The sequence below is a fragment of the Amycolatopsis sp. NPDC101161 genome, from assembly GCF_044768185.1.
Lineage (GTDB): Bacteria > Actinomycetota > Actinomycetes > Mycobacteriales > Pseudonocardiaceae > Amycolatopsis.
In genome coordinates this window covers 59,232-82,197 of record NZ_JBIWPI010000007.1, presented here as the reverse complement: position 1 = coordinate 82,197, position 22,966 = coordinate 59,232, and the positions used below count along the sequence as shown (strand labels likewise).

The window sequence follows — 22,966 nt, the reverse complement described above, 5'->3', positions numbered from 1 at the left end:
ACTCCCCGACACTCGCCCGTATTCTGGGTTTGCAACTCACATAGTGGTTTGGAGTCGGTCATGAGTCAGCAAACCGGACCCCTATCCGGCATCCGCGTGGTCGAGCTGGGCAACTTCATCGCCGCACCGACCGCCGGACGGCTCCTCGCCGACTTCGGCGCCGACGTCGTCAAGGTCGAGCGCCCGGGCACCGGCGACGAGCTGCGGCGCTGGCGGCTGCACGACGGCGACACGTCCCTGCTGTTCCGCGCGCTCGGCCGCAACAAGCGCTCGGTGACCGTCGACCTGCGCCGTCCCGAAGGCCAGGAGCTCGTCCGCGCGCTCGCCGCCCGCAGCGACGTCCTGCTGGAGAACTTCCGCCCCGGCACCCTCGAACGCTGGGGCCTCGGCCCGGACGAGCTCCGCGCGCTCAACCCGCGGCTGGTCGTCGTCCGCGTCTCCGGGTACGGCCAGACCGGGCCCTACCGAGACCGGCCCGGTTTCGGCGGCGTCGCCGAGGCGATCGGCGGCCTGCGCGCGCTCACCGGCTACCCCGACCGGCCGCCGACGCGCGTCGGGGTCAGCCTCGCCGACTCGGTCGCCGGACTCTACGCGGTGATCGGCGCCTTGATGGGCCTGCTCCGACGCGAGCGCGAGCCCGGCAGCACCCCCGGTGAAGTCGTCGACGTCGCGCTGTACGAGGCCGTCTACTCCCTGATGGAGTCGCTGATCCCGGACTACGACGCGTTCGGCGTCACGCGCGGCCCGGCCGGTTCGGCGCTGCCGGGGGTGGCGCCGTCCAACACCTACGCCTGCGCCGACGGCAAGTACATCGTGGTCAGCGGCAACGGCGACGCGATCTTCCGCCGCCTGATGCACGCCGTCGGCCGCGCCGACCTGGCCGACGACCCGCGGTTCGCGGACAACGCCGGCCGGGTCGCCCACGCCGGGCTGCTCGACGACGCGATCGGCGCGTGGACGGCGACGCTCACCCAGGAAGCCGCCGAAGCCGTGCTGCGCGCGGCGTCCGTCCCCTGTGGTCCGATCCTGACCGCCGCCGACATCGCGAAGGACTCGCACTTCACCGCGCGCGGCATGCACGAGCGGCACCGAGTGCCCGGGCACGACGCCGAAGTCACCTTCCCCGGCATCGTGCCGGCGCTGACCGAGCGGCCCGGCCGGACCCGCACCCTCGGGCCGGAGCTGGGCGAACACACCGAGGCCGTGCTCGCCGAGCTCGGCGTCACCGGCGAGGCGGTCACCCGCCTCCGCGAGACTGGAGTGATCTGATGACCGAAGTCCTGCTCACCGAGGTCGTCCTGCGCGACGGCTTCCAGGACGAGCCGATCACCGTGCCCTCGCACGAAAAGGTGCGGCTCGCGCGCGGCCTCGTCGACGCGGGCGTGCGGTCGCTCGAGGTCGGCTCGTTCGTCTCCGCGCGGCGGGTGCCGCAGATGGCCGACACCGGCGAGGTGCTGCGGACGCTGCTGGACGCCCCGGCGGTCCTGCACACGCTCGTCTTCACCGAACGCGGCGCCCGGCAGGCGATCGAAGCCGGCGCTCGCTCGGTGCGGCTGGTCGTCTCGGCCAGCGACGGCCACAGCGCCGCCAACGCGGGCGTCCCGACGGACGCGGCGCTCGACCGGCTGGCCGCGTGCGCCGCACTGCTCACGGAGGCGGGCGTCGCCATCGAGGCTTCGGTGGCGACGGCGTTCGTCTGCCCGTTCGACGGCGACACCGATCCCGACCGCACGGCCGATGTGGCCGCGCGGCTGGGCCGGCTCGGCGCGCGGGTCGTCCACCTCGCCGACACGATCGGCGCGGCGCGGCCGGGGCAGCTGCGCGCGACCGTCGCCGCGGTGCGCGACGAGCTGCCGGACGTCCCACTCGGGCTGCACCTGCACAACACCTACGGCCGCGCGGCGGCCAACGCCTGGGAAGGACTGTCGCTCGGCATCCGCCGCTTCGACTCGGCACTGGGCGGACTCGGAGGCTGCCCGTTCGCGCCGGGGGCGTCGGGCAACGTCGCGACGGACGACCTGGTCGACTTCTTCCACCGCGAAGGCATCGCGACGGGCATCGACGTGGACAAGCTGGCGGCGCTGCGCGACCAGGTGGGCCTCGCGGTCGGCCACCGCCTGGACTCGGCCCTTTCCGCGATCCCGGCGGTTCCGGCGGCCCTGCATTGACGTGCACCGCGCATTCGGATCGGCGGCGGACCGGAATGGGGCATTCACCCGCGCCACGGTTCCGCCGCCGCCGCGGGCGGCATTCGGCGGGTGGGCATTCGGCGGGTCTCACCCAGGGATACGGATGCGGGTTCGGATCGGTTCAAAGTTTTTCGCCACATCCCCCGAAGCTGGACAACGCCCCGGTCAGCGCCCCAGGATGACCGCACACCCGAGTACGCCGGAGAGGGACACGCGCGGCGATCCAGCGTGATCCAGTTGCGGGCCGACGCGCCCGCGTTTTTCGCGTACACCATTCTTCGTCGATTTCCCGCGCCTTTTCGCGCCCGCGCCCGGCTACGCAGACGAGAACCCGGAATGACGGTTCGTGATTGCCGAAAATACCTTCTTGCCCGGTGTCAAACCCCGGTGTAGCTTCCATCACGGAACGATAACCAGCCGGTTGTCGGCGTGGCCACGGGCAGGTGGCCGCGCACCCACCGATGTCGGGTCGGTGGCCGGCGCGGCCGTCGTTCCGTCCCGCCGACGCAGTACCTGGTGGGTACGAGCCTGGGCTCGCACCGCCAGTTGTCGCGCGTTCCCGCCAGCCCGACACCCGGAGGATCCATGTCCCGCACCCAAGGGCGCCATCGCATTTCCCGCAGAACCAAGATCGCGACCGGCGGCTTCGCGCTCGCGATCGCGGTCGGCGGCATCGTCGTCGCGACGACCACCGGCAACACCGGTGAAGCGAGCGCCGACGAGGCGAACCCCGCGTTCTTCGTCGACATCCTCAAGGTCCAGCCGAACCAGTTCGACCCGCGCCCGGTCTACGGCGCGTCGACCGGCACCTTCACCGTCGACTGCGGCCGCAACGAGAACGGCCACTTCAACCCCGACAACTTCATCGCCCAGCCCGGCGTCCGCAACGGCGCCCAGCACCTGCACGACTACGTCGGCAACCTCTCGACGAACGCCGACTCCAACAACAAGAGCCTCGTCAAGGCCGGCACCACCTGCCGCAACGGCGACAAGTCCGCCTACTTCTGGCCGGTCGTGCGCATCGACACCGGCGAGAAGGAGAAGAACGAGCCCGCCAAGAAGCCCGACGGCGACCGAGCGCAGGCCGACCAGGAGGCCAAGACCGTCCAGGTCGCCTGCCCGGACGTCGCCAGCAAGCTCGCCGACGTGCCCGACCAGGCGATGGCCGAGGTCGACGGCAACCTCGACCAGCTCGACACGCAGACCGACGAAGCCAACCAGCGCATCGCGGCGACGCAGGGCCAGGGCGGCGCGAACTTCGTGCAGAACGCGATCCTGAACCCGCTCAAGGACCGCCGCGCCGCGATCATCGACCGCATCGCCATCGCGATCGGCCGGTTCGCGCCGAAGCCGCAGGACCTGGGCGGCCTCGCGCAGTGCGCGCCCAAGCCGGGCAAGGACACCGGCACGCCCACCCCGCCGCCGAGCACGACGGCGGGCGGCGCGCTGCCCGGGCAGGACGAGAACAACGAGCTGCCGGGCAACGACGGCAAGATCCTGCGCCCGCAGAAGGTCCAGATCACCTTCCGCGGCAGCCCGGTCGGCAAGGTCGTGGCGATGCCGAAGTTCCTGCGCGTGCTCTACGGCGACGCGAAGGTCTCGACCAACGGGCCGGCCAACGCCCGCGCGAGCTGGACGTGCAGCGGGTTCGAGAACCGCGTCACGGACAAGTACCCGATCTGCCCGCAGGGCAGCAAGGTCAAGCGGATCCACACGTTCCCGAGCTGCTGGGACGGGAAGAACACCGACAGCGCCAACCACCGCACGCACATCGTGTTCCCGGACCAGTTCGGCCGGTGCGCCAACGGGTTCAAGGCCGTTCCGCAGCTGCAGATCACGCTGACCTACGACATCCCGCACGACGTCCAGGTCAAGAAGCAGTACAAAGTGGACGCTTTCCCGCAGGAGAAGCACAACCCGGTTTCCGACCACGACGACTTCGCCAACGTGATGTCGCAGCGGATCATGAACGGGCTGGTCAACTGCGTGAACCGCGGCAAGACCTGCCGGGCGTGACGCCCCCATGAGCCGGTGGCACTCCGGTGCCGCCGGCTCGTGCGGTTTACTGACCGGCGTGGTCACCGGTGACGAAGTCCGCGCGTTCGCCTTGACGCTCCCCCGCGCCTACGAAGCCGTGGTGCGAGACCGGCCCAAGTTCCGGGTCGGGCAGATCGTGTTCGCGGCGCTGTCGCGGGACGAGACCGTGCTGGGCTTCGGCTATCCCCGCGACCAGCGGGACGCGCTGGTGGCCGGCGAACCGGAGAAGTTCCTCATGCCCGAGCCGTCGGACCTGCGCTACCAGTGGGTGCGGTGCCGGCTCGCGGCGATCGACGTCGAGGAGATGCGCGAACTCGTCCTCGACGCGTGGCGGATGTGCGTGCCGAAGAAGGTCTGGAACGCTTACGTGGAAACCCATCCGCTCTGATCGAGCGCCTCCTCGGTCACCACGCGCAACCCGGCCACGACGGCGAAGGCCAGCACAGCCATCACCACGAAGACCGTGCGCAGCCCGGCCACTTGCGCGATCGCGCCGCCCGCGAGCGCTCCGAGGGACTTCGTGCCCCACGCGACCAGGCGGTAGCTGCTGTTGAGCCGGCCGAGCAGCCGGTCCGGGGTGAGCCGCTGGCGCAGCGACACCATCACGACGTTCGACACCAGGACGCCCGTGCCGCCGAGGAAGAAGCCGGCACCGACGGCGTACGGGTTCGCGGTCACCGCGAGCGTGCCGACCGTGAGCCCGCCGGTGAGCCAGGAGATCCACAGCGCGCGGACCCGGCCCAGACGGCGTTCGACGGCTTCGGCGACCAGCGACCCGGTCAGCCCGCCCGCCGCGCTCGTGGCCATCAGCAGACCGAACGCCGGTGCGGACAAGCCCATCGCCGAGCCCGGCCCGACCGCGTAGAGGACGAGAACGGCGAAGGTCGCGCCGGTGGCGAAGTTGAACGTGCCGACCATGACCGAGAACGTCCGCAACACCCGGTGTCGCAGCAGGAAACGCAATCCTTCGGCGATGTCGGCGCGCAGGGTCGTGCGGCGCTCGCGCGGGATCCGGTACTCGCCGCGCACGAGCAGCAGGGCCGCGACCGCGACGGCCCACAGCGCCACCGGCGTCACGAGCGCGGCGACGACCCCGGCCGCGGCGAGCAGTCCGGCGAGCGGCGGCCCGGCGAACTCGTTGGCGGTCTGCTCGGCGGCGAACATGCGGCCGTTGGCGCGGGCGAGCTGCTCGCGCCCGACGACCTGCGGGACGATCGACTGCGCCGCGGTGTCGTAGAGCGTCTCGGCGCACCCGACCCCGACGGCGACGACGTAGAGCGCCCAGATCGAGCCCGCGCCGAAGACGGTCAGCAGCGTGACGGCGCCGAGGAGCCCGCCGCGGACGAGGTTGGCGGCGAGCATCGCGCGGCGGCGGTCGAGGCGGTCGACCAGCGCGCCGGCGGGCAGCGCGAGGAGCAGCCACGGCAGGCTGAAGGCGAAGGCGAGCCCGGCGATGAGGGCCGGCTCGCGGGTGTAGCCGACCGCGACCAGCGGCAACGCGACCTTGAGGACGCCGTCGGCGAGGCTGGACAGGCCGGCCGCAGTCCACAGCCGCCAGAACGCGGTGGTCATTAATGGAGGATCGCACATCGATGGGGTTTTCTCCATCGATGTGACTCGATTCCATCGATGGACTACGCTCCGCTCATGACGGAACCCCGCCGCCGGCGCCCGGCGACGCCGGAGGAGGCGAAGGCCCTCGGCCACCCGCTGCGGCTGCGCATCATGCGGTTGTGCCTGGTCGAGGAGCTGACGAACAAGCAGCTGGCCGACCGCCTCGACCGCGACCCGGGCACGGTGCTGCACCACGTCCGCCAGCTGGTGGCGGCGGGCCTGCTGGAGCCGGCCCCGGTCCGGACGGGCGCCAGCGGGGCGCTCGAGAAGCCGTACAAGTCCAAAAACGAGACGTGGTGGCTCGACGGGCCGCTGTCCGAAGCCGACGCGGAGACGAAGTTCGCGCCGATCGAGATCTTCCAGGAGGAGCTCCGGGCGGCCGGGCCGGAGTCGGTGGCGGTGCACGAGAAGTTCCTGCTGCACCTGTCGCCGGACGAGGTGGAGGAGCTGGACCGCCGGATCCTGGCGGTGCTGGACGAGTACGTGGCCACGGACCACGAGCGAGCGGACCGGCCGGCGGTGGGCGGGATTTTCGTGCTGCACCACCTGAAGCCGGGAGGGTGAGCGGAAGGGCCCCTGCCCGGGGGAGGTGGGCAGGGGCCGATCGGCTTTCCCGGCGGTGGCTGGCGCCGAATCGGGCGCTGTCCGGGGATGGTGGGCAGTGCCGGATTTCGCGCGGCCGGGATTGGTGGCGAGCGAACTCCGCGGCTCGTACACGCGACGCCGACCTCGTTCATCCAGCCCTGGCCGGGGACGCCGGACAGAACCGGGCTGAGGTCTTCGCGGCGCGCGGCCGGGTGGCCGCCGGCCGGGTGGGTCTCGCCGCCCCCCAGGGCCGGCGAGACCCGCTCCCCCGCCTCAGCGGGTCAGTGGTTCACCTTGAACCACGGCTGCGACCAGCCGAGGTAGGTCTGGCCCCACTTGCTCTTGATCTGGGCGATCGTCGTCTCGGTGTAGCTGCCGTAGCCGTTGATGTCGTTCGACAGGAACTTGCCGCCGCCGATCGAGATCATCGTGTGGCCCGCGCCGCTGCTCTTGAAGAACGCGAGGCCGCCGGCCGGGACCTGGTAGTCACCCGGGTGCTTGAACGAGGCCGGGATCTGCGTCCAGTGGATGTAGGCCGTCTCCGAGCCGGAAGCGGTCCAGCCGTAGTTCTGCGCGTTGATCCGGTCGCACCAGCCCTCGTAGGAGGCGAGGTCGTTCGTGTGGATCCGGGTCTTGGCGTACGCCACCGCCTGCGCGCAGGACTTCGAATCGCCCGTGCCCGCGGTGGAGCAGGTCAGCGTCGAGCCCGCGCAGTCCGGCGCGACGCGGCCGTCGGAGCCGGTGTAGACGTAGGCGTCGCTGACGTAGCCGTTGCCCACCTTGTCCCAGATGTCCGAGGTGCCGTACTTGCCGTCGACGGTCGATCCGTTGGTCTGGCAGCTGATGGTCACCGCGGTGCCGTCGGCGATGGAGCCGACCGCGCTCCCGCCGGTGCTCGGCGTGGCCCGCACGGTCAGCGCGGCGCCCGAGTCGGTGTGCACGGTGCCCGACGCCGCGAAGGCCGGGCTCGCCCCGACGACCGCGATCGCCGTGGCGATGCCGGCCACCCCGGCCACCCGCTTCAGGATCCCCATGTTCATTGTTCCGTCCTCCAGTTTCGGTGTGGGGACAGAATGGGGACCGCCGGTACAAGGTCCGTACAAATCGCGGCCGAGCCCGTGGAGATACGGCAAAGCGGACGAAACCCCGGCATTGCCGCGGGGTTTCGTCCGCTTTCAGGCGAGATATTCCGCAGCGGCGCGCAGACTCACGTAGGAACCGCTGAACGTGTCGATCCGCGGCCCGGCACCATCCGGCGGCCCCGGTACCCCGGTCTCCACCCGGATGTAGTCCACAGTGGACAACGCGGCCAGCAGCTCGCGGACCCGCGGGTGCCGGTGCGCCTCCCGGGTGACCACCACGACGCTGCGGACCTCCCGCGCCGCCTCCAGGACCTCCGAAACGTCGTCCGGGGTCGCGGTCATCGCCCGCGTTCCCGGCACCAGCTCGGCCAGGTGCGCGCCGAGGCCCCACGGCATCGGGCCCGCCGCGATCGTCGGCTCGGTCTGGACGTCGACCACCAGCGGCGGCCCGGCCAGCCGGGGCTCGCCGGTGATCCGCAGGGCCTTGCGCGCCGCCTCGAGGCCGAGCCGCCGGTCGACCGGGCCCACCGAGGCCGGCGCCGGGTCGGTGCCCAGCGCCGCCGTGCGCGACGCCGCTTCCTCGAGCCGTTCCAGGGGCAGCTCCCCCGCCGCGACCGCGGCCGCGATCGCCGACACGCAGGCGTCCAGGTGTTCGGCCTCGAACGCCGCGCCGCCCAGGCACAGCGCGTCCGCCCCCGCCGCCAGCGCCCGCACGGCGGAGCGGCCGAGGCCGTCGTGCCGGCCGTACGCGCCGGACACCGCGCCCATTTCCAGGGCGTCGGTGATGACCGCGCCCGTGAAGCCGAGCTCGCCCCGCAGCACGTCGGTGAGCGCCACCCGGTTGAGCGTGGCCGGCTCGTCGCCCCACGCCCGGACGACCAGGTGACCCGACATCACCGAGCGCACCCCGGCGCGGATCGCCGCGGCGAACGGGACCAGCTCGATCTCCCGCAGCTCTTCCACGGTCCTCGGCAGCACCGGCAGGGCGACGTGCGAGTCCTCGGTCGCGGCGCCGTGGCCCGGGAAGTGCTTCGCGCACGCCGCGACGCCGTACTTCTGCAGCCCGGTCACGTACGCCGCGACGTGCGGCGACGCCTTCGCCGGGTCCGAACCGAACGCCCGGACGCCGATGATCGGGTCCTCGGCCGCCAGGGTCAGGTCCGCGCAGGGCGCCAGGTTGAGCGTGACGCCGCAGGCCGCGAGCCGTTCGCCGAGTGCGGCGGCGACCGCCGTGGTCAGCTCCGGGTCGTCGGCCGCGCCGAGCGCCAGCGGCCCCGGCACGAACGACCCGGTGTTCACGTCGAGGCGGGTGACGTCGCCGCCCTCCTCGTCGATCCCGACGACGACGCCGTCCCGCTCACTCCGCAGCTGCGCGGTGAGGGCGGCGACCTGCTCGTCGTCGACGACGTTGCGGCCGAACAGGACCACCCCGCCCAGGCCGTCGGCGACCCGGCGGCGGAGCCAGTCCGGCGCGGTGGTCCCGGCGAACCCGGGCAGCAGGACGGCTTCGGCGAGCTTCTCCGGTGTGGTCAACCGCTACCCCTTCACCGCGCCGGCGGTCGCGCCGGACACCAGCTTGCGTTGCACGAGCAGGAAGAAGACCAGCGCCGGGATCGCGTAGATGACCGACGCGGCCATCACGCCGCCCCAGTCGGTGGCGAACGCCGTGCGGAACGACGCCAGCCACACCGGCAGGGTCTCCTTCGGCTTGTCCTGGATGAAGACCAGCGCGAACAGGTACTCGTTCCACGCCGTGATGAAGCTGAACACCGACGTCGTGACCAGCCCCGGCCCGAGCAGCGGCAGCGTGACCCGGCGGAACGCGCCGGTCTGGCTGCAGCCGTCGATCATCGCGGCCTCTTCCAGCTCGTACGGGATCCCGTTGACGAACCCGTAGAGCATCCAGACCGTGAACGGCAGCGTGGTCGCGAAGTAGATCAGCAGCAGCGACGGCAGCGTGTTGAGCAGCCCGGCGTCCCGCATCAGCAGGAACAGCGGGATGAACAGCGCCGACACCGGGGCCAGCTGCGCCACCATGACCAGCACCAGGAAGCCCTTGCGGCCGGTGAAGCGCAGCCGCGACAGCGGGATCGCCGCCAGGGTCCCGGCGACCAGCGCGCACAGCACCGAGCCGACCGTGACGATCAGGCTGTTCATCAGGTAGACCGGGAAGTTGTCCTTGCCCAGCGCCGTCGCGAAGTTGCCGAACGAGAACGACGTCGGGATCAGGTCGTACTTCGGCGACAGGATCTCGCCGGGCGTGCGCAGCGACGTAACGAACATCCAGTACGTCGGGAAGACGATCAGCAGCGCGACGAGAATGCCGACGACCGACAGCACGATCCGCTGCGGCAGCGATTTCCTCACTTGAGATCACCTTCCGGGGTCCGGACCAGCAGCTGGATGTACCGCCCGGTGATGAGCGCGAGCACGATCAGCATCAGGGTCGCGATCGCGCCCGCCGCGCCGAAGTGGTTGCCCGCGATGCCCTTGAGGTACAGGACCACGGCCAGCGTGGTGCTCTCGCCGTCGGGACCGCCCTCGCGGATCGCCCAGATCTGGGCGAACGCGTTGAAGTCCCACAGCACCGACAGGAACGTCACCATCGTGGTGATCGGCCGGATGGCGGGCCAGGTGACCGCGCGGAACGTCTGCCACGCGCTGGCGCCGTCGATGCCGGCGGCCTCGTACTGCTCGCGCGAGACGCCGATGATGCCCGCGTACAGCGAGAACGTCACGAACGGCACGGCCTGCCACACGATGAGCAGCCCGATCACCGACAGCGTGCTGGCGCCGCTGGAGAACCACGAGAAGCCGATGAAGCCGTGGAACCCGAGCCGGTCGAGGGTCTTGTTGAGGATCCCGTACTGCTCGTCGAAGATCCACTGGAACACGGTGGTCGTCGCGATCACCGGCGTCGCCCAGGCCAGCACCAGCGTCACCTGCACGATGATCCGCACGACCGGGCCGAGGTGGCGCATGAGCACCGCCAGCAGGAGGCCGCCGAGGATGGTGGCGGCCACGATCGCGGCGGTGAAGACCAGGGTCCGGAAGGTGACCGTCCAGAACTCCGGGTCGGAAAGCGTGTTGGTGTAGTTGTCGAAGCCGATCCAGACCGTCTTGCCGGAGACGAGCTGGCCGATGTCGAGCTTGCGGAAGCTGATCGCGAGCACCTGGACCAGCGGCCAGGCGAGCAGGACGAGGATCGCGGCGAGGGCGGGGAGCAGGAGCAGGTACGGGAGCACCCGGTCGCCGAACCGGCCCCGCTTGCGCCGCTTGACCCCCGCGTCGCGCGGCGATGCCGGCGGGGTCGCCCCCGCCGGCATCGTCACATTCGCGGTCGCTGTCATCCGCCGATGAGCTTGTTCAGCGCTGCGTTGGCGTCGGCGGTCGCCTGGTCGAGCGTCTTCTTGCCGGTCAGGTACGCGGTCAGCATGTCCTTGACCGGGTTCTGGCCGGACTCCACGTCACCCCACTTCGGGCTGGCCGGCACGGCCTTGCCGTTGGTGGAGGCCTTCGCCATCACGCTGCCCAGCGGGTCCTTGTCCAGGCCGGTGAGGTCGGTCGACGTACCGGGCACGACGCCGGCGGCGGCGAGCTGGCTCTGGTACTTCGGGCTGGAGAGCAGCTTGATGTACTCCTTGGCCGCGGCCACGTTCTTGCTGTTGGCCGGGATGGCCAGGTTCGAGCCGCCCAGGAAGACCGGGGCGCTCTGGCCGGCGTTCTTGCTCGGGATCGCGAACGCGCCCGTCTTGGCGGTCAGGCTCGGGTCGGTCTTCGCGGCCGTCGCCAGCTCCCACGGGAGGCCGATCATCATGGCCACCTTGCCGGCGCCGTAGACGGTCGCCTGCTGCGGCTTGGCCTCGTCCGCGTCCTTCGGCGCCTTGGTGCCGGAGGTGTCGACGAGCTTCTTGTAGAAGTCCAGACCGGCCTTCGCGCCGGCGCTGTCCAGCGTCGCCTTGAAGTTCTTGCCGTCGGCCTGGGCGATGTCACCGCCGTTGTCCCAGATGAACGACAGCAGCGCGTACCAGTTCTGGCCCGGCATGTAGAGCGCCTGGAAGTCGGGGTCGGAGCCGAACTTGGTCTTCAGCTTGCCGATCGCGTCGATCCACTCGTCGTTCGAGGTCGGCGTCTTGGTGATGCCGGCCTGCTCGAACATGTCCTTGCGGTAGATGACCTCGCGGTTGGCCGCGTAGAACGGGACGCCGTAGGTCTTGCCGTCGTAGGTGCCGGAGTCCGCGAGACCCTTCAGCCACTGCGCGCCGTTGAAGCTGTCCTTGTCCCCGGAGAGGTCGGTCAGGACGCCGTCCTGCGAGGCGAACGCCGCGGTCTGCGTGTTGCCGATCTCGATGACGTCCGGCGGGGTGCCGCCGGCCAGCGCGGTGGTCAGCTTCTGCTGGATGCCGTCCCACTGCTGGACTTCGTACTTGACCTTGACGCCGGGGTGCGCGGTCTCGAACTCCTTGTTGAGCGCGTCGGTCAGCGTGGCGGGCGCGGAGCCCGTCATCAGCCAGACCGTGACCGTGCCGCTGAGCTGCGCCGGAGCGCCGCTCGACGAAGCGGCCGTGTCCGAGCCGCTGGAACCCGCGCAGCCGGCGGTCGCGAGGGTGAGTGCGGCGGCGCCCGCCGCCAGCTTGAGCCAGCGTTTCACTCGATGCCGTCCTTTCCATGCCCGGCCACCGTGGCCGAGCGCCCCAAATGGTGTAGACCAATGTTGGGGTTAGAGTGGTACGTACCACAGGCGGTGTCAAGGCGGTTGCCGGAACGTTGTAAACGCACCGGGGAGTTGTACGCGCAGTAGCCGGACGGTTACCGGGGACTGACGAGCGGGCGGTGGAAGTCGTCCTGATAGGAAGGTGTCCGGGCCGTTTTTCACCGCTGGGCAGCGGGAAATCGGCGCGGCCGCACGCCGGCCGCGCGACGAAAACCGCCCCGGGAAAGGCTTCCCGGGGCGGTGGTCACGCGCGTTCTACGGTTTTCGCTGGCAGTACGCCCTCACACCGCCGTTGTCGCGGGTGAGCCGGAATCGCGGCGCGCGCGGTGGGCGGCCATCCGCACCGGGGCGTTGGCCACCCCGTACCCGCGGTACCCGCCGATCCGCTGCACGACCTCGAAGAACACCCGCGCCCCGGCCAGCGCCGTGTAGAAGTGCAGGAACTCGCCGTGCGCGTCCCGGTCGTACAGCACCGAGTGCTGCCGCAGCGCGGCCAGCCGCTCGGGCGGCAGGTCCAGGCGGGCGTCGAGGTCGTCGTAGTAGTTGGCCGGGATCGCCAGCAGCGGCGCGCCCGCGGCCCGCATCGCCGCGGCCGCCGCGAGCGCGTCCACGCAGGCGAACGCCACGTGCTGCGGTTCGGGCACCGCCGGCGCCCATTCGCCGCGCCGGACCAGGGCGCTGTCCAGCGTCAGCCGGACCTCCCCCGCCGCCACCGCGCGGCTGCGCACCAGCCCGAACGGCGCCGCGAACTCGGCCACCGGGGACGGCGTCAGCCCGAACACCGACCGGTAGAACAGCGCCGCCTCGTCGAAGTGGTCGAAGGGCTGGGTGAGCGCCACGTGGTCGATGCCGAGGATCCCCGCGCCGGCCGCCGTTTCGCCGGTGTGCACGAAGTCGTCGCGCCAGTCGTCGCCGCAGAGGAAGACCTGGGTGCCGTCCGGCGCCGCGACCGACGCCAAGTCGGCTTCGCGCGGGCCGCGCACCCGCGGCAGGACCGGCGCGAGCAGCGCTTCCGCACGGCGGGCCGAGCGGGCCGGATCGGTGCTGGCCAGCGCCACCGCGCCGACGGCGCCGTGCGCCGCGCCGCCTTCGTTGACCACCACCCGGGCGTCGCCCTGCTCCCACAGCTCGACCGGCTTGGTCCGGTGGATGCCGGTGCGCGCGAAGCCGAGCGACGCCAGGACCTTCCCCGCGCCCGGGTCGGTGACGACCTCGGCGAACGCGTGGCCGGCCAGCGCCGGCGCGGCCGGCACGTCCCGGACGCCGAGCGAATCCTGTAGCGCGAGCAGCGACCGCATGGCGTCGACCGCGGCCGGGCGCGGGTCGGCCTGCCGGTACACGTCGTTGAAGACCTCCAGCGACAGCGGGCCGCGGTAGCCCGCGGCCAGGACGTGCCCGGTGAACGCCGTCAGGTCGAAGTCGCCCTGACCGGGGAAGAGCCGGTGGTGGCGGCTCCACGGCAGGACGTCCATCGGCAGCTCGGGTGCGTCGGCGAGCTGCAGGAAGAAGATCTTGTCGCCGGGGATCGCGCGGATCGGCGCCGGGTCGTGGCCCTTCGACAGGATGTGGAAGCTGTCCAGGCACACGCCGAGGGCGGGGTGCGCGGCCCGGCGCACGATGCGCCACGCGTGTTCGTAGCCGCTCACGTGCCGGCCCCAGGCCAGCGCTTCGTAGGCGATCCGCATCCCGCGTTCGTGCGCGGCGTCCGCCAAGGCACGCAGCTGTTCGGCGGCGAGCTCGTCGTCGTCGATCGCGTCCGGCGAGACGGACGAGCAGACCAGCACGGTGTCCGCGCCGAGCTCGGCCATGACGTCGAACTTGTGCCGCGCGCGGCGGAGGTTGGCCGCGTGCACGGCGGGTGGGACGGCTTCGAAGTCGCGGAACGGCTGGTAGAGGTCGATCGAGAGGCCGAGGTCGGCGCAGCGGCGGCGGATCTCGGCCGGGCTCGACGGCGAGACCACCAGGTCGTTCTCGAACAGCTCGACGCCGTCGAAGCCCGCCGCGGCGGCCGCGGCGAGCTTGTCCTCGAGGGTCCCGGAGAGGCAGACGGTGGCGATCGCGGTACGCGGTTCAGGCGGCACGGGCGGCCTCCCCTTCGAGGGCGTCGAAGTGGCGCAGCATCCGCGCCGGGTCCGGCTCGACGCCGGTGAACAGCCGGAACGACTCGGCGGCCTGCAGCACGACCATGCCGCCACCGTGCAGGACGCGGCAGCCGCGGGCGCGGGCCTCGGCCAGCAGTGCGGTCTCCAGCGGCCGGTAGACGATGTCGGCGACCCACAGCTCCGGCCGCAGGTACCCGGCCGGGAGCGGCGAACCGGGGTGGGCGGCCATCCCCGTCGGCGTCGCGTGCACCAGGCCGTCGGCGCGGTGGATCGCGTCGAGGTCACCGGTTTCCGCTCGTCCGGCGCCGAACCGCCGCCGCAGCGCGTCGACGAGCTTCGCGCTGCGCTCGGGGTCGACGTCGTGGACGGTGAGCCGGCCGGTGCCCAGGGACAGCAGCGCGTGCGCGACCGCGGCCCCCGCTCCCCCGGCGCCCAGCAGGACGACCTCGTCCATCCGGACGTCCGGCAGGCCGCGGGTGAGGCTGCGGGCGAAGCCGGTCGCGTCGGTGTTGTGCCCGATCGCGCGGCCCCGGTCGAAGACGACGGTGTTGACCGCGCCGAGTGCCGCGGCCTCCGGGGACAGCTCGTCGAGGTGCTCCAGGACCAGCTGCTTGGCCGGGTGCGTGACGTTGAGCCCGTCGAACCCGGCGAGCCTCGCGGCGGCGAGGACGTCGGCGACCGGGCGGCGCAGCACATCGAGGTCGAGGCGGCGGTAGAGGTAGCGGAGGCCGAGCTCGTCGGCTTCCCGCTCGTGCAGCGCCGGGCTGGCGGACGGCCCGATGCCCGTGCCGACGAGTCCGATCAGGTAGCTGGTCACGCGGTCGCCCTCCGGATTAATGTACGAACTAGTACGTTCACGTTAGCGCGGCGACCGCCCCATCGGAAGGGCTGGGCTAGAGTGGGGCCGTTGACCTGCAGTGGAGGGAGCCCGGTGGCCGCACCGTCGTCGGAGGCCGAACGCCAGCGCGACAAGGAACGGACTCGTGCGGACATCCTCGCGGTGGCCACGCGGGAGTTCGCGGCCAAGGGCTACACCGGCGCCCGCGTCGACGAGATCGCCGCCCGCACCAGCACCACCAAGCGGATGATCTACTACTACTTCGGCGGCAAGGAACAGCTCTACCTCGCGGTACTGGAGAAGGCGTACTCGACGATCCGGTCGCTGGAGCGGCAGCTCGACGTCCAGCACCTGGACCCCGAGGACGCGCTGCGGCAGCTGGCCGCGCTGACCTTCGACCACCACGAGGCGAACCCGGACTTCATCCGGCTGGTCAGCATCGAGAACATCCACAACGCGGAGCACCTCGCGCAGTCGGAGATCCTGGCCGGGCTGGCCGACCCGGCGCTCGGCGGACTAGCGGTGGTCCTCCAGCGCGGCCGCGCGGCCGGCCGCTTCCGCGACGACGTCGACGCGCTCGACGTCCACATGATCATCAGCTCGTTCTGCGTGTTCCGGCTGGCGAACCGCCACACGTTCCAGGCGATCTTCGGCCGCGACATGCTCGACCCCGCCCGGCGCGAGCACTACCGGAAGATGCTCGGCGACCTGGTGATCGACTACCTGACCGCCTGAAATCCCCCTCTTGACACCCGGGGCACGGTCTCGCACTCTCTATTAACTAACTAGACCGTACATTGCTTCCCCGCCGACTCTGAGCAACGAAGCACGGACGTCAGGAGCTCATCCCCGTGACCGGATCGATGCCCCGCAAGGCGGCGCTGGCCGCCTGGATCGGCAGCGCGCTCGAGTACTACGACTTCTTCATCTACGGGACCGCCGCCGCGCTGGTGTTCAACAAGGTCTTCTTCCCCGCCTCCTCCCCCGCGACCGGCACCCTGCTGGCCCTGGCCACGTTCGGCGTCGGCTACCTGGCGCGGCCGGTCGGGGCGTTCATCCTCGGCCACGTCGGCGACCGCTTCGGCCGCAAGCGCGTCCTGGTGTTCACGCTGCTGCTGATGGGCGTGGCGACGTTCGCCGTCGGGTGCCTGCCGACGTACGGGAGCGTCGGCGTGCTGGCGCCGATCCTGCTGGTGCTTTTGCGTCTGCTGCAGGGACTTTCGGCGTCCGGCGAGCAGGCCGGCGCGAACTCGATGTCGCTGGAACACGCCCCGGAACGGCGGCGCGCGTACTTCACCAGCTTCACCCTGAGCGGCACGCAGGCCGGCCAGATCCTGGCGACGGCGATCTTCCTGCCGGTCGCCGCCCTGCCGAAGGACCAGCTGCTCACGTGGGGCTGGCGGGTGCCGTTCTGGTGCAGCGCGGCGGTCGTGGTGGTCGGGTTCGTCATCCGCCGCAAGCTCGACGAGACACCGGTGTTCGAACGCACCGAGGTCGCGAAGCTGCCGGTCGCGATCCTGTTCCGCGACCACTGGGCGGACGTGCTGCGCGTGGTCGTCGCGGCGACGATCGCCTCGGTGAGCACGATCTTCACGGTGTACGCGCTGAGCTACGCGGTCAACACGATCGGCCTGGCCCGCACGCCGATGCTGTGGGTGGGCGTGCTCGCGAACATCGTCGCGCTGGCGGCGATCCCGCTGCTGGCCGGGCTCGCCGACCGGGTCGGGCGCAAGCCGGTGTTCATCACCGGGTGCCTGCTGTGCGGGGTCCTGATCTTCCCGTACCTGTGGTCGATCTCGATCGGCTCGTACGCGCTGCTGTTCGTGCTGGGCATCGCGCTCTTCGGCGTGGCGTACTCCGGCGTCAACGGCGTCTGGCCGTCGTTGTACGGCGAGATGTTCACCGCCCGGGTCCGCCTGTCCGGCATGGCGATCGGCACCCAGATCGGCTTCGCGGTGGCGGGTTTCGCCCCGAGCGTGGTGGCGGCGATCGGCTCTGCCAAGCAGGATTGGCTGGGCGTGGCGATCTTCACGGCGGCGGTCTGCGTGGTGGCGGCTTTGGCGGCGGCGACGGCCCGGGAGACTTACCGCGTCCCGACGGCGGAGCTGGGCCGACGAAACCCGGCGACGACGTCACCGTCCACTGTGGTCGCTTCCACTGTGGACGGCTGACGGCCGGCGCGGGCGCGCCTTTCGCCGGCGCGCCCGCGCCAGCCCCAGTCCCGACACCACCAGGCCGGCGATCAGCAGGCCGATCCCGATCTCCGGCCCGGCGTCGAAGTGCCGGAGCACCCGAGCGGCCCCGACCCCGAACCCGGCGACGAAGAGAACCGGCCCGGCGACGAGCGAGACCGCGCCCGTCCGAGCGGCGGGGACGGTGGCGAACACCGGCTCGTCCCCGGCCGCGCGCAGGTCCGAGTAGACGGTGGTGATCGGCCCGAAGGAAACGCGGTCACCGTCGTGCAGCAGCCGAGCTTGCCGAGGCGCCAGGAGTTCGCCGTTGACGAGGGTCCCGGCGCGGGAACCGGCGTCGGAGACCCAGGTGCCGCGAGCATCGCGCCGGAGCCAGGCGTGCCGCGGGCTCACCCGATCCGAATGCAGTTTCAGATCGGCCTCGGGCGCCCGCCCGACAAGCCAGGCACCACGCCGAACCTCAAGCCGCGCGACGGCCCCGCCGAGGGTCTCGATCGTCGCGAAGTCCCGTTGCCCCATCGCCCCTCCTCCGTGGTCCGACTCGAATCCGAGCCGGACCGCGGAGGAGAAATACGCGGCGAACGGGTGAACCAGTCAGGCTTCTTGCGACGAACTCCGTTCCCCGACCGACTGGGTGCGTAGGCGTGTCCCGCCCCATGAACCGGGAGAACGATGAAGTCAGCATGGCAAGTCCGCGCGGGACGGCGGGGCGAGCGCGACCAGGAGTCCCTCGCCGAGGGTCTCGCGATCGCCGGCTGGGGTGGTGTTCCCGAGCTGAGCCGGTTCGACACTCGCGAAGCGCTGAAGGCGGGGCTGCGCGAGTTCTACCCCGAGCGGTCGAACTACGTGATCGGGAACTGGGCCGGGCAGCTGTGGCGCTTCTACCGGGAGATGAGCGAAGGCGACCTCATCGTCATGCCGCTCAAGAACGTGCGGCAGTTCGCCATCGGGGAGATCACCGGGCCGTACCGGCACCGCCCCGACTCGACGCCGGACAGCACGCACGCCCGGCCGGTCCGTTGGCTCCGAACCGACGTCGACCCCGGTGAGTTCGAACCCGACCTGCGCGGCAGCCTCGGTTCCCTGCTCACCGTCTGCCGGCTCAGCCGCCACGACGCCGTGCGCCGCCTGGGCGAAGTCGCGGCCGGGCGGAAGGACCCGGGCTGGCAGCACGCCTCGGCGAACCTCGATCCCGACGCGACCTCGGCCGACCTGTGGGAAGCGGTCGAGACCGGTGCGGCGCCGGTGAAGCTCACCGTCCGGGACCTGCTGTCCAAGTGGGGCTATCGGAGGCGCACGGCGACCTCCTTGGTGACCGTCCAGTCCGAACTGGCCGAGCACGGAGTCACGACCAAGCCGCCGTTCACCACGGCCCGGATGGACTCCATCGTGGAGCTGGTCCCGATCGCCGTCGAGCCGAACGCGGCGGACTCGCCGGATTCGCCAGAGGCCGACGCGCTGGACTACCTGCCGACCAAGTGGATGGTGCGCGCCATCCTGCCCGACGAACCAGCCGTCGAATCCGTCACCGTCGGCAAGCCACTCGCCGCCGCGGTGACCCTGATGCTGGCCAAGAACTACTCACAGCTGGCTGTGATCGACGAAGACGGGTACTACGCCGGAGCGGTCAGCTGGGAATCCATCGGCCGAGCCCGCTTGGCGAACCCCGAGCCGACCTTGCAGGACGCCACCATCCAGGTTCGGGTCATCGACATCGACGAAGAGCTGTTCGGCCAGATCGACGAGATCTACCGCCGTGGCTGCGTGTTCGTCCGTGGTGAGGACCGCCGTACGCTCGTCGGCGTCGTGACCGCGAACGACCTCACCCTGCAGTTCGGCAAGCTCGCCCGGCCGTTCTCACTCCTCGAGGAAGCAGAACTGCGGCTTCGACGGCACGCCCGGCGCTGCCTGCCGGAGGAAGTGATCGAAAGAGCCACGCCGAAGTGGGCGAGCAATCCGACGTTCGGCAAGTATGTCCAGATCTTCGAGACACGCAGCAACTTCGACCAGCTGAACTGGCCGCTCGGCTACGAGACCTTCTTCGACTTGCTCAAGAAGGCGAAAGACATCCGCAACGAGCTCATGCACTTCTCCGGCGACGAGGTCCCGGAGCAGGACCTCGCCGCCATCGAAGGGTTCTGCGCGACGATCAAGGCCGTCGATCAGCCCTAGCCGCGTCAGGGCTTGGGCGCCGGAGCCGCGGGCTTCACCCGTTCCAGCAGCAGCTGCGCCACATCGCGGACGTCCACGTTCTCCGCCTTCTGCTCGCTCTGCCGCTGCACCAGCCCATCCGTCAGCATCACCCTGCAGAACGGGCACCCCGTCACGATGGTCTCGGCGTCGGTCGCGATCGCTTCGTCCACTCGCTCCAGGTTGATGCGCTTGCCGATCTGCTCCTCCATCCACATGCGCGCGCCGCCCGCGCCGCAGCACAACGCGCGGTCCGCGTGGCGGGGCATTTCCGACAACGACGCCCCCGTCGCACCGACCAGCTCGCGGGGCGGGGTGTACACCTTGTTGTGACGGCCCAAGTAGCACGGGTCGTGGTAGGTCACGCGCGGGCCGTCCTCGACCGGCTTCACCGGGGTCAACGCTCCGGAGCGGACCAGGCGGTTGAGCAGCTGCGTGTGGTGGACCACCTCGTAGTGCCCGTCCAGGTCCGGGTACTCGCGGCTGAGCGTGTTGAGGCAGTGCGGGCACGTCGTGACGATCTTGCGCAGCCGCGGCTCGCGGCCCTCGAACACCGCGTTGAGCGTCTCCGCCGTCTGCTGGGCCATCATCTGGAACAGGAACTCGTTGCCCGCCCGGCGCGCCGGGTCGCCCGTGCAGGACTCCTCCTTGCCCAGCACCACGTACTTGACGCCCGCGATGTGCAGCAGCTCCGCCGTCGCGCGGACCGTCTTGCGGGCGTTGTCGTCGAACGCTCCCGCGCAGCCGACCCAGTAGACGTATTCGACGTCTTCCGCGAGCTCGCCGTCGAACACCGGGACGTCGAAGCCGAGGTCCTTCGTCCAGGCCAGCCGCTCGGAGTTGTTCTGGCCCCAGGGGTTGCCCTTGGTCTCCAGGTTCTTGAACAGCCCGCCCAGCTCGGTCGGGAACGCCGACTCGATCATCACCTGGTAGCGGCGCATGTCGACGATGTGGTCGACGTGCTCGATGTCGACCGGGCACTGCTCGACGCACGCGCCGCACGTGGTGCACGACCAGAGCACGTCCGGGTCGATGACGCCGCCGTCGGCCTCCGGGCCGACCAGCGGGCGCGCCTCCTCGTGCTCGGTGCCCGCGAGGATGTAGGGCGCCTCCTCGAACAGGTTGTCGCGCAGGTTCATGATGACGAGCTTGGGCGACAACGGCTTGCCCGTGTTCCACGCCGGGCACTGCGACTGGCAGCGGCCGCACTCGGTGCACGTCGCGAAGTCGAGCATGCCCTTCCACGTGAAGTCGCCGATCTTGCCGCGGCCGAACGTGTCGTCCTCGCCCGGGTCCTCGAAGTCGATCGGCTTCCCGCCGGACTCCATCGGCAGCAGCGGGCCGAGCGCGTCCGGCAGCCGCTTCGCCGAGACGTTGATCGGCGCCACGAAGATGTGCAGGTGCTTGGAGTAGAGCACGATCGACAGGAACACCAGCATGACGCCGATGTGCAGCAGCAGGCCGACGGTCTCCAGCGCCTCGGTCGTCGAGTGCCCGAGCGGCCGCAGGAGGTTCCCGACGCCGAGCGAGACGTACGCGCCGTTGTCGTACGGGAAGTTGCCGGACGCCGAAGACGCGCCGCGGAAGAAGAACATCGTCCAGACGACGTTGAAGATCATGACGAGGATCAGCCACGCGCCGCCGGTGTGCGAGCCGTAGAACCGCGACGCGCGGTCCTTGCGCTCGGGGGCGTTGCGGATCCGGATCACCGTGAACACGCCCAGCGAGACGGCCACCATGACGGCGATGAAGTCCTGCAGGAAGCCGAGCACCGCCCAGTGCCCGATCCACGGGATCGCGAACTTCTCGTCGAACAGCGCGCCGTACGCTTCGAGGTACACCGAAGCGAGGATCACGAAGCCCCAGAACGTGAAGAAGTGCGCCAGGCCGGGCACCGACCACTTCAGCAGCTTGCGCTGGCCGAACACCTCGCGCACCTGCGCGAAGAGCCGGGCACCCAAGTCGTCGGACCGCTTGGTGTCCGGCTGGCCGGCCTTGATCAGCCGGTACAGGAACGCCACCCGCTTGCCGGCGACGGCGAGGCCGACGACGGTCATGAGCAGGCCGAGGATGAGACGAACGAGCACGAGTCCTCCGTGACGTGCTGGAAGGAACGGCTCAGTGCGAGCCGGTGTAGTAGCGGCACGCCTTGCACGCGTACCGCATCTTCGCGACCCGCCAGTGTTTCCGGTACAGATCGAGGTCGGCCGACCGGCGGACGCCGAGGCGCTGGTAGCGCCCGGGACGGCGGCGGCCGGTTTCGTACTGCTCGGTCGCGCGGCCGAGGTGGGCGCGCCGCAGCACGCACCCCCGCGTCCCGCAGCGGCCGAGCGCGCCGCGGCAGAACCGGTGCAGCAGCACCAGTTCCCCGGTGACTTCTTCGACCACGCCGTAACCGGGGTGCGCGCCCGGTCCGGTGAGCCGCACCGGCAGCCCGCAGTACCCGCACTTGAGGGTGCAGGACAGGCAGCCGGCGATGTGCCTGAGCCGCAGTTCGCGCCGGTCTTCGGAGCCGGGTCCTCGGACGCGCGACGCCATGGGGCCTCCTCCGGCGACTGTGATCGGCACCACTGACTACTGGAGGGTAATGAGGAGGTCACTTCACGCGACAGGTCCGAACGGCCTAGTTACATTGCACCGTTCGGCGTAAAAATCGAAGGAAGGATCACCTTACTGTCCGTATGTCGAACGCATCTGCGTCGTAAATCGCACGTTCGGCCCTGCTGCCGCGGGCGTGTCCCCCGCCACAATCCGGACATGACCTTCCACCCCGTCCCCTACCGGCCCGCCCGGCTGCCCGACGACGAAGCGCTCGCCCAGGCCGCCGCGCTGCGGCAGCGGATGGAGGCGCGGCGGTCGGTCCGGATGTTCTCCCCCGACCCGGTCCCCGAACGCGCGGTGCTCGACGCGATCGCGGTGGCGTCCACGGCCCCCAGCGGGGCGCACCAGCAGCCGTGGACGTTCGTGCTCGTCACCGATCCCGACGTGCGCCGGCGGCTCCGCGAAGCCGCCGAGGCGGAGGAACGGATCTCCTACGACGGCCGGCTCGGCGAGGCGTGGCTCGACGCGCTGCGGCCGCTGGGCACGGACGCGGTGAAGCCGCACCTGACCGACGCGCCGTACCTGATCGTCGTGTTCCAGCAACGGTTCGCCCTCGACGACGACGGCGGCGTCCGCAAGCACTACTACGTCGACGAGTCGGTGGGCATCGCGGTCGGCATGCTGCTGACGGCGTTGCAGGTGGCCGGGCTGGCGGCGTTGACGCACACGCCGTCGCCGATGCGGTTCCTCGGCGAGCTGCTCGGCCGGCCCCGCAACGAAAAGGCGTTCGCGGTGATCCCGGTCGGCTACCCGGCCGACGACTGCGTCGTGCCGGACCTGCGGCGCAAGTCCCTCGACGAGGTGCTGGTCCGGATCTGAGCC

Annotated in this window: 20 protein-coding genes; 9 read left to right on the top strand and 11 right to left on the bottom strand. The window is 70.9% G+C overall.

Going from position 1 to position 22,966, the window contains the following annotated elements; all coding sequences use genetic code 11:
• Positions 1-60: 60 nt before the first annotated feature.
• The 4 genes from ACIRSS_RS43165 (at position 61) to ACIRSS_RS43150 (ending at position 4,614) form a co-directional block, all read left to right on the top strand.
• Positions 61-1,269, top strand: a complete 1,209-nt coding sequence (locus ACIRSS_RS43165; RefSeq protein ID WP_400906130.1) for a CaiB/BaiF CoA transferase family protein — start codon at positions 61-63, stop codon at positions 1,267-1,269.
• The gene (locus tag ACIRSS_RS43160; RefSeq protein WP_400906127.1) at positions 1,269-2,168 is read left to right on the top strand and encodes a hydroxymethylglutaryl-CoA lyase; all 900 of its coding nucleotides are present in this window, start codon (positions 1,269-1,271) and stop codon (positions 2,166-2,168) included. The genes ACIRSS_RS43165 and ACIRSS_RS43160 overlap by 1 nt, the downstream gene beginning before the upstream one ends.
• Positions 2,169-2,774: 606 nt before the next feature.
• On the top strand, positions 2,775-4,205 hold the full coding sequence (locus tag ACIRSS_RS43155) for a DUF1996 domain-containing protein (protein WP_400906125.1): 1,431 nt from the start codon (positions 2,775-2,777) through the stop codon (positions 4,203-4,205).
• 58 nt (positions 4,206-4,263) lie between these two features.
• Entirely contained in the window at positions 4,264-4,614 is a 351-nt protein-coding gene (locus ACIRSS_RS43150; RefSeq protein ID WP_400906122.1) for an MmcQ/YjbR family DNA-binding protein, read from the top strand.
• Here ACIRSS_RS43150 and ACIRSS_RS43145 read toward each other — a convergent pair.
• Positions 4,590-5,798 (bottom strand): MFS transporter, encoded by a 1,209-nt coding sequence (locus tag ACIRSS_RS43145; RefSeq protein WP_400906119.1) that lies wholly within the window; start codon positions 5,796-5,798, stop codon positions 4,590-4,592. The two genes, ACIRSS_RS43150 and ACIRSS_RS43145, sit on opposite strands and share 25 nt — an antisense overlap.
• A 75-nt stretch (positions 5,799-5,873) precedes the next feature.
• Here ACIRSS_RS43145 and ACIRSS_RS43140 point away from each other — a divergent pair, with 75 nt between their 5' ends.
• Positions 5,874-6,404 (top strand): ArsR/SmtB family transcription factor, encoded by a 531-nt coding sequence (locus tag ACIRSS_RS43140; RefSeq protein ID WP_400906116.1) that lies wholly within the window; start codon positions 5,874-5,876, stop codon positions 6,402-6,404.
• Between the two features lie 302 nt (positions 6,405-6,706).
• Here the strand turns inward: ACIRSS_RS43140 and ACIRSS_RS43135 are convergent, their stop codons facing one another.
• The 7 genes from ACIRSS_RS43135 to ACIRSS_RS43105 form a co-directional block, all read right to left on the bottom strand.
• Positions 6,707-7,465: a hypothetical protein gene (locus ACIRSS_RS43135; RefSeq protein ID WP_400906114.1), complete on the bottom strand. Its 759-nt coding sequence runs from the start codon at positions 7,463-7,465 to the stop codon at positions 6,707-6,709.
• A gap of 135 nt (positions 7,466-7,600) precedes the next feature.
• On the bottom strand, positions 7,601-9,040 hold the full coding sequence (locus ACIRSS_RS43130) for a glycoside hydrolase family 3 protein (RefSeq protein ID WP_400906111.1): 1,440 nt from the start codon (positions 9,038-9,040) through the stop codon (positions 7,601-7,603).
• A 3-nt stretch (positions 9,041-9,043) separates the two neighbouring features.
• Positions 9,044-9,874 (bottom strand): carbohydrate ABC transporter permease, encoded by an 831-nt coding sequence (locus tag ACIRSS_RS43125; protein ID WP_400906109.1) that lies wholly within the window; start codon positions 9,872-9,874, stop codon positions 9,044-9,046.
• Positions 9,871-10,857: a carbohydrate ABC transporter permease gene (locus ACIRSS_RS43120; protein ID WP_400906107.1), complete on the bottom strand. Its 987-nt coding sequence runs from the start codon at positions 10,855-10,857 to the stop codon at positions 9,871-9,873. Before ACIRSS_RS43120 ends, ACIRSS_RS43125 begins: the two co-directional genes overlap by 4 nt.
• A complete protein-coding gene (locus tag ACIRSS_RS43115; RefSeq protein ID WP_400906105.1) occupies positions 10,854-12,158 on the bottom strand; it encodes a sugar ABC transporter substrate-binding protein in 1,305 nt (434 codons plus the stop codon). Before ACIRSS_RS43115 ends, ACIRSS_RS43120 begins: the two co-directional genes overlap by 4 nt.
• Before the next feature lie 344 nt (positions 12,159-12,502).
• Positions 12,503-14,302, bottom strand: a complete 1,800-nt coding sequence (locus ACIRSS_RS43110; protein WP_400906102.1) for a TIM barrel protein — start codon at positions 14,300-14,302, stop codon at positions 12,503-12,505.
• Positions 14,292-15,140, bottom strand: coding sequence for a shikimate dehydrogenase (locus tag ACIRSS_RS43105; RefSeq protein WP_400906100.1), 849 nt, complete (start codon positions 15,138-15,140; stop codon positions 14,292-14,294). The genes ACIRSS_RS43110 and ACIRSS_RS43105 overlap by 11 nt, the downstream gene beginning before the upstream one ends.
• A 114-nt stretch (positions 15,141-15,254) precedes the next feature.
• Here ACIRSS_RS43105 and ACIRSS_RS43100 point away from each other — a divergent pair, with 114 nt between their 5' ends.
• Together ACIRSS_RS43100 and ACIRSS_RS43095 are read left to right on the top strand one after the other, a co-directional pair.
• Positions 15,255-15,896 carry a TetR/AcrR family transcriptional regulator gene (locus ACIRSS_RS43100; protein WP_400906097.1) on the top strand — a complete coding sequence of 214 codons (642 nt, stop codon included), beginning with the start codon at positions 15,255-15,257 and terminating at the stop codon, positions 15,894-15,896.
• A 116-nt stretch (positions 15,897-16,012) separates the two neighbouring features.
• A complete protein-coding gene (locus ACIRSS_RS43095; RefSeq protein WP_400906094.1) occupies positions 16,013-17,332 on the top strand; it encodes an MFS transporter in 1,320 nt (439 codons plus the stop codon).
• On the opposite strand, the gene ACIRSS_RS43090 is transcribed toward ACIRSS_RS43095, so the two are convergent.
• Positions 17,294-17,872: an FHA domain-containing protein gene (locus tag ACIRSS_RS43090; protein WP_400906092.1), complete on the bottom strand. Its 579-nt coding sequence runs from the start codon at positions 17,870-17,872 to the stop codon at positions 17,294-17,296. The two genes, ACIRSS_RS43095 and ACIRSS_RS43090, sit on opposite strands and share 39 nt — an antisense overlap.
• 153 nt (positions 17,873-18,025) lie before the next feature.
• Between ACIRSS_RS43090 and ACIRSS_RS43085 the strand changes: the two genes are divergently transcribed.
• Positions 18,026-19,525 (top strand): CBS domain-containing protein, encoded by a 1,500-nt coding sequence (locus ACIRSS_RS43085; protein ID WP_400906090.1) that lies wholly within the window; start codon positions 18,026-18,028, stop codon positions 19,523-19,525.
• Positions 19,526-19,530: 5 nt separating this feature from the next.
• Here the strand turns inward: ACIRSS_RS43085 and ACIRSS_RS43080 are convergent, their stop codons facing one another.
• Both ACIRSS_RS43080 and ACIRSS_RS43075 read right to left on the bottom strand, forming a co-directional pair.
• A complete protein-coding gene (locus ACIRSS_RS43080) occupies positions 19,531-21,630 on the bottom strand; it encodes a (Fe-S)-binding protein (RefSeq protein ID WP_400906086.1) in 2,100 nt (699 codons plus the stop codon).
• 31 nt (positions 21,631-21,661) lie between these two features.
• Positions 21,662-22,081, bottom strand: coding sequence for a hypothetical protein (locus tag ACIRSS_RS43075; RefSeq protein WP_372664697.1), 420 nt, complete (start codon positions 22,079-22,081; stop codon positions 21,662-21,664).
• A 219-nt stretch (positions 22,082-22,300) separates the two neighbouring features.
• Here ACIRSS_RS43075 and ACIRSS_RS43070 point away from each other — a divergent pair, with 219 nt between their 5' ends.
• Entirely contained in the window at positions 22,301-22,963 is a 663-nt protein-coding gene (locus ACIRSS_RS43070) for a nitroreductase family protein (protein ID WP_400906083.1), read from the top strand.
• Positions 22,964-22,966 lie beyond the last annotated feature (3 nt).

Bases quoted from the DNA above. Each gene is read 5' to 3' on its own strand.
- ACIRSS_RS43120 (WP_400906107.1), bottom strand. From the start codon at position 10,857: ATGACAGCGACCGCGAATGTGACGATGCCGGCGGGGGCGACCCCGCCG.
- ACIRSS_RS43160 (WP_400906127.1), top strand. From the start codon at position 1,269: ATGACCGAAGTCCTGCTCACCGAGGTCGTCCTGCGCGACGGCTTCCAG.
- ACIRSS_RS43070 (WP_400906083.1), top strand. From the start codon at position 22,301: ATGACCTTCCACCCCGTCCCCTACCGGCCCGCCCGGCTGCCCGACGAC.
- ACIRSS_RS43135 (WP_400906114.1), bottom strand. From the start codon at position 7,465: ATGAACATGGGGATCCTGAAGCGGGTGGCCGGGGTGGCCGGCATCGCC.
- ACIRSS_RS43140 (WP_400906116.1), top strand. From the start codon at position 5,874: ATGACGGAACCCCGCCGCCGGCGCCCGGCGACGCCGGAGGAGGCGAAG.
- ACIRSS_RS43085 (WP_400906090.1), top strand. From the start codon at position 18,026: ATGAAGTCAGCATGGCAAGTCCGCGCGGGACGGCGGGGCGAGCGCGAC.
- ACIRSS_RS43155 (WP_400906125.1), top strand. From the start codon at position 2,775: ATGTCCCGCACCCAAGGGCGCCATCGCATTTCCCGCAGAACCAAGATC.
- ACIRSS_RS43090 (WP_400906092.1), bottom strand. From the start codon at position 17,872: ATGGGGCAACGGGACTTCGCGACGATCGAGACCCTCGGCGGGGCCGTC.
- ACIRSS_RS43145 (WP_400906119.1), bottom strand. From the start codon at position 5,798: ATGACCACCGCGTTCTGGCGGCTGTGGACTGCGGCCGGCCTGTCCAGC.
- ACIRSS_RS43165 (WP_400906130.1), top strand. From the start codon at position 61: ATGAGTCAGCAAACCGGACCCCTATCCGGCATCCGCGTGGTCGAGCTG.
- ACIRSS_RS43075 (WP_372664697.1), bottom strand. From the start codon at position 22,081: ATGGCGTCGCGCGTCCGAGGACCCGGCTCCGAAGACCGGCGCGAACTG.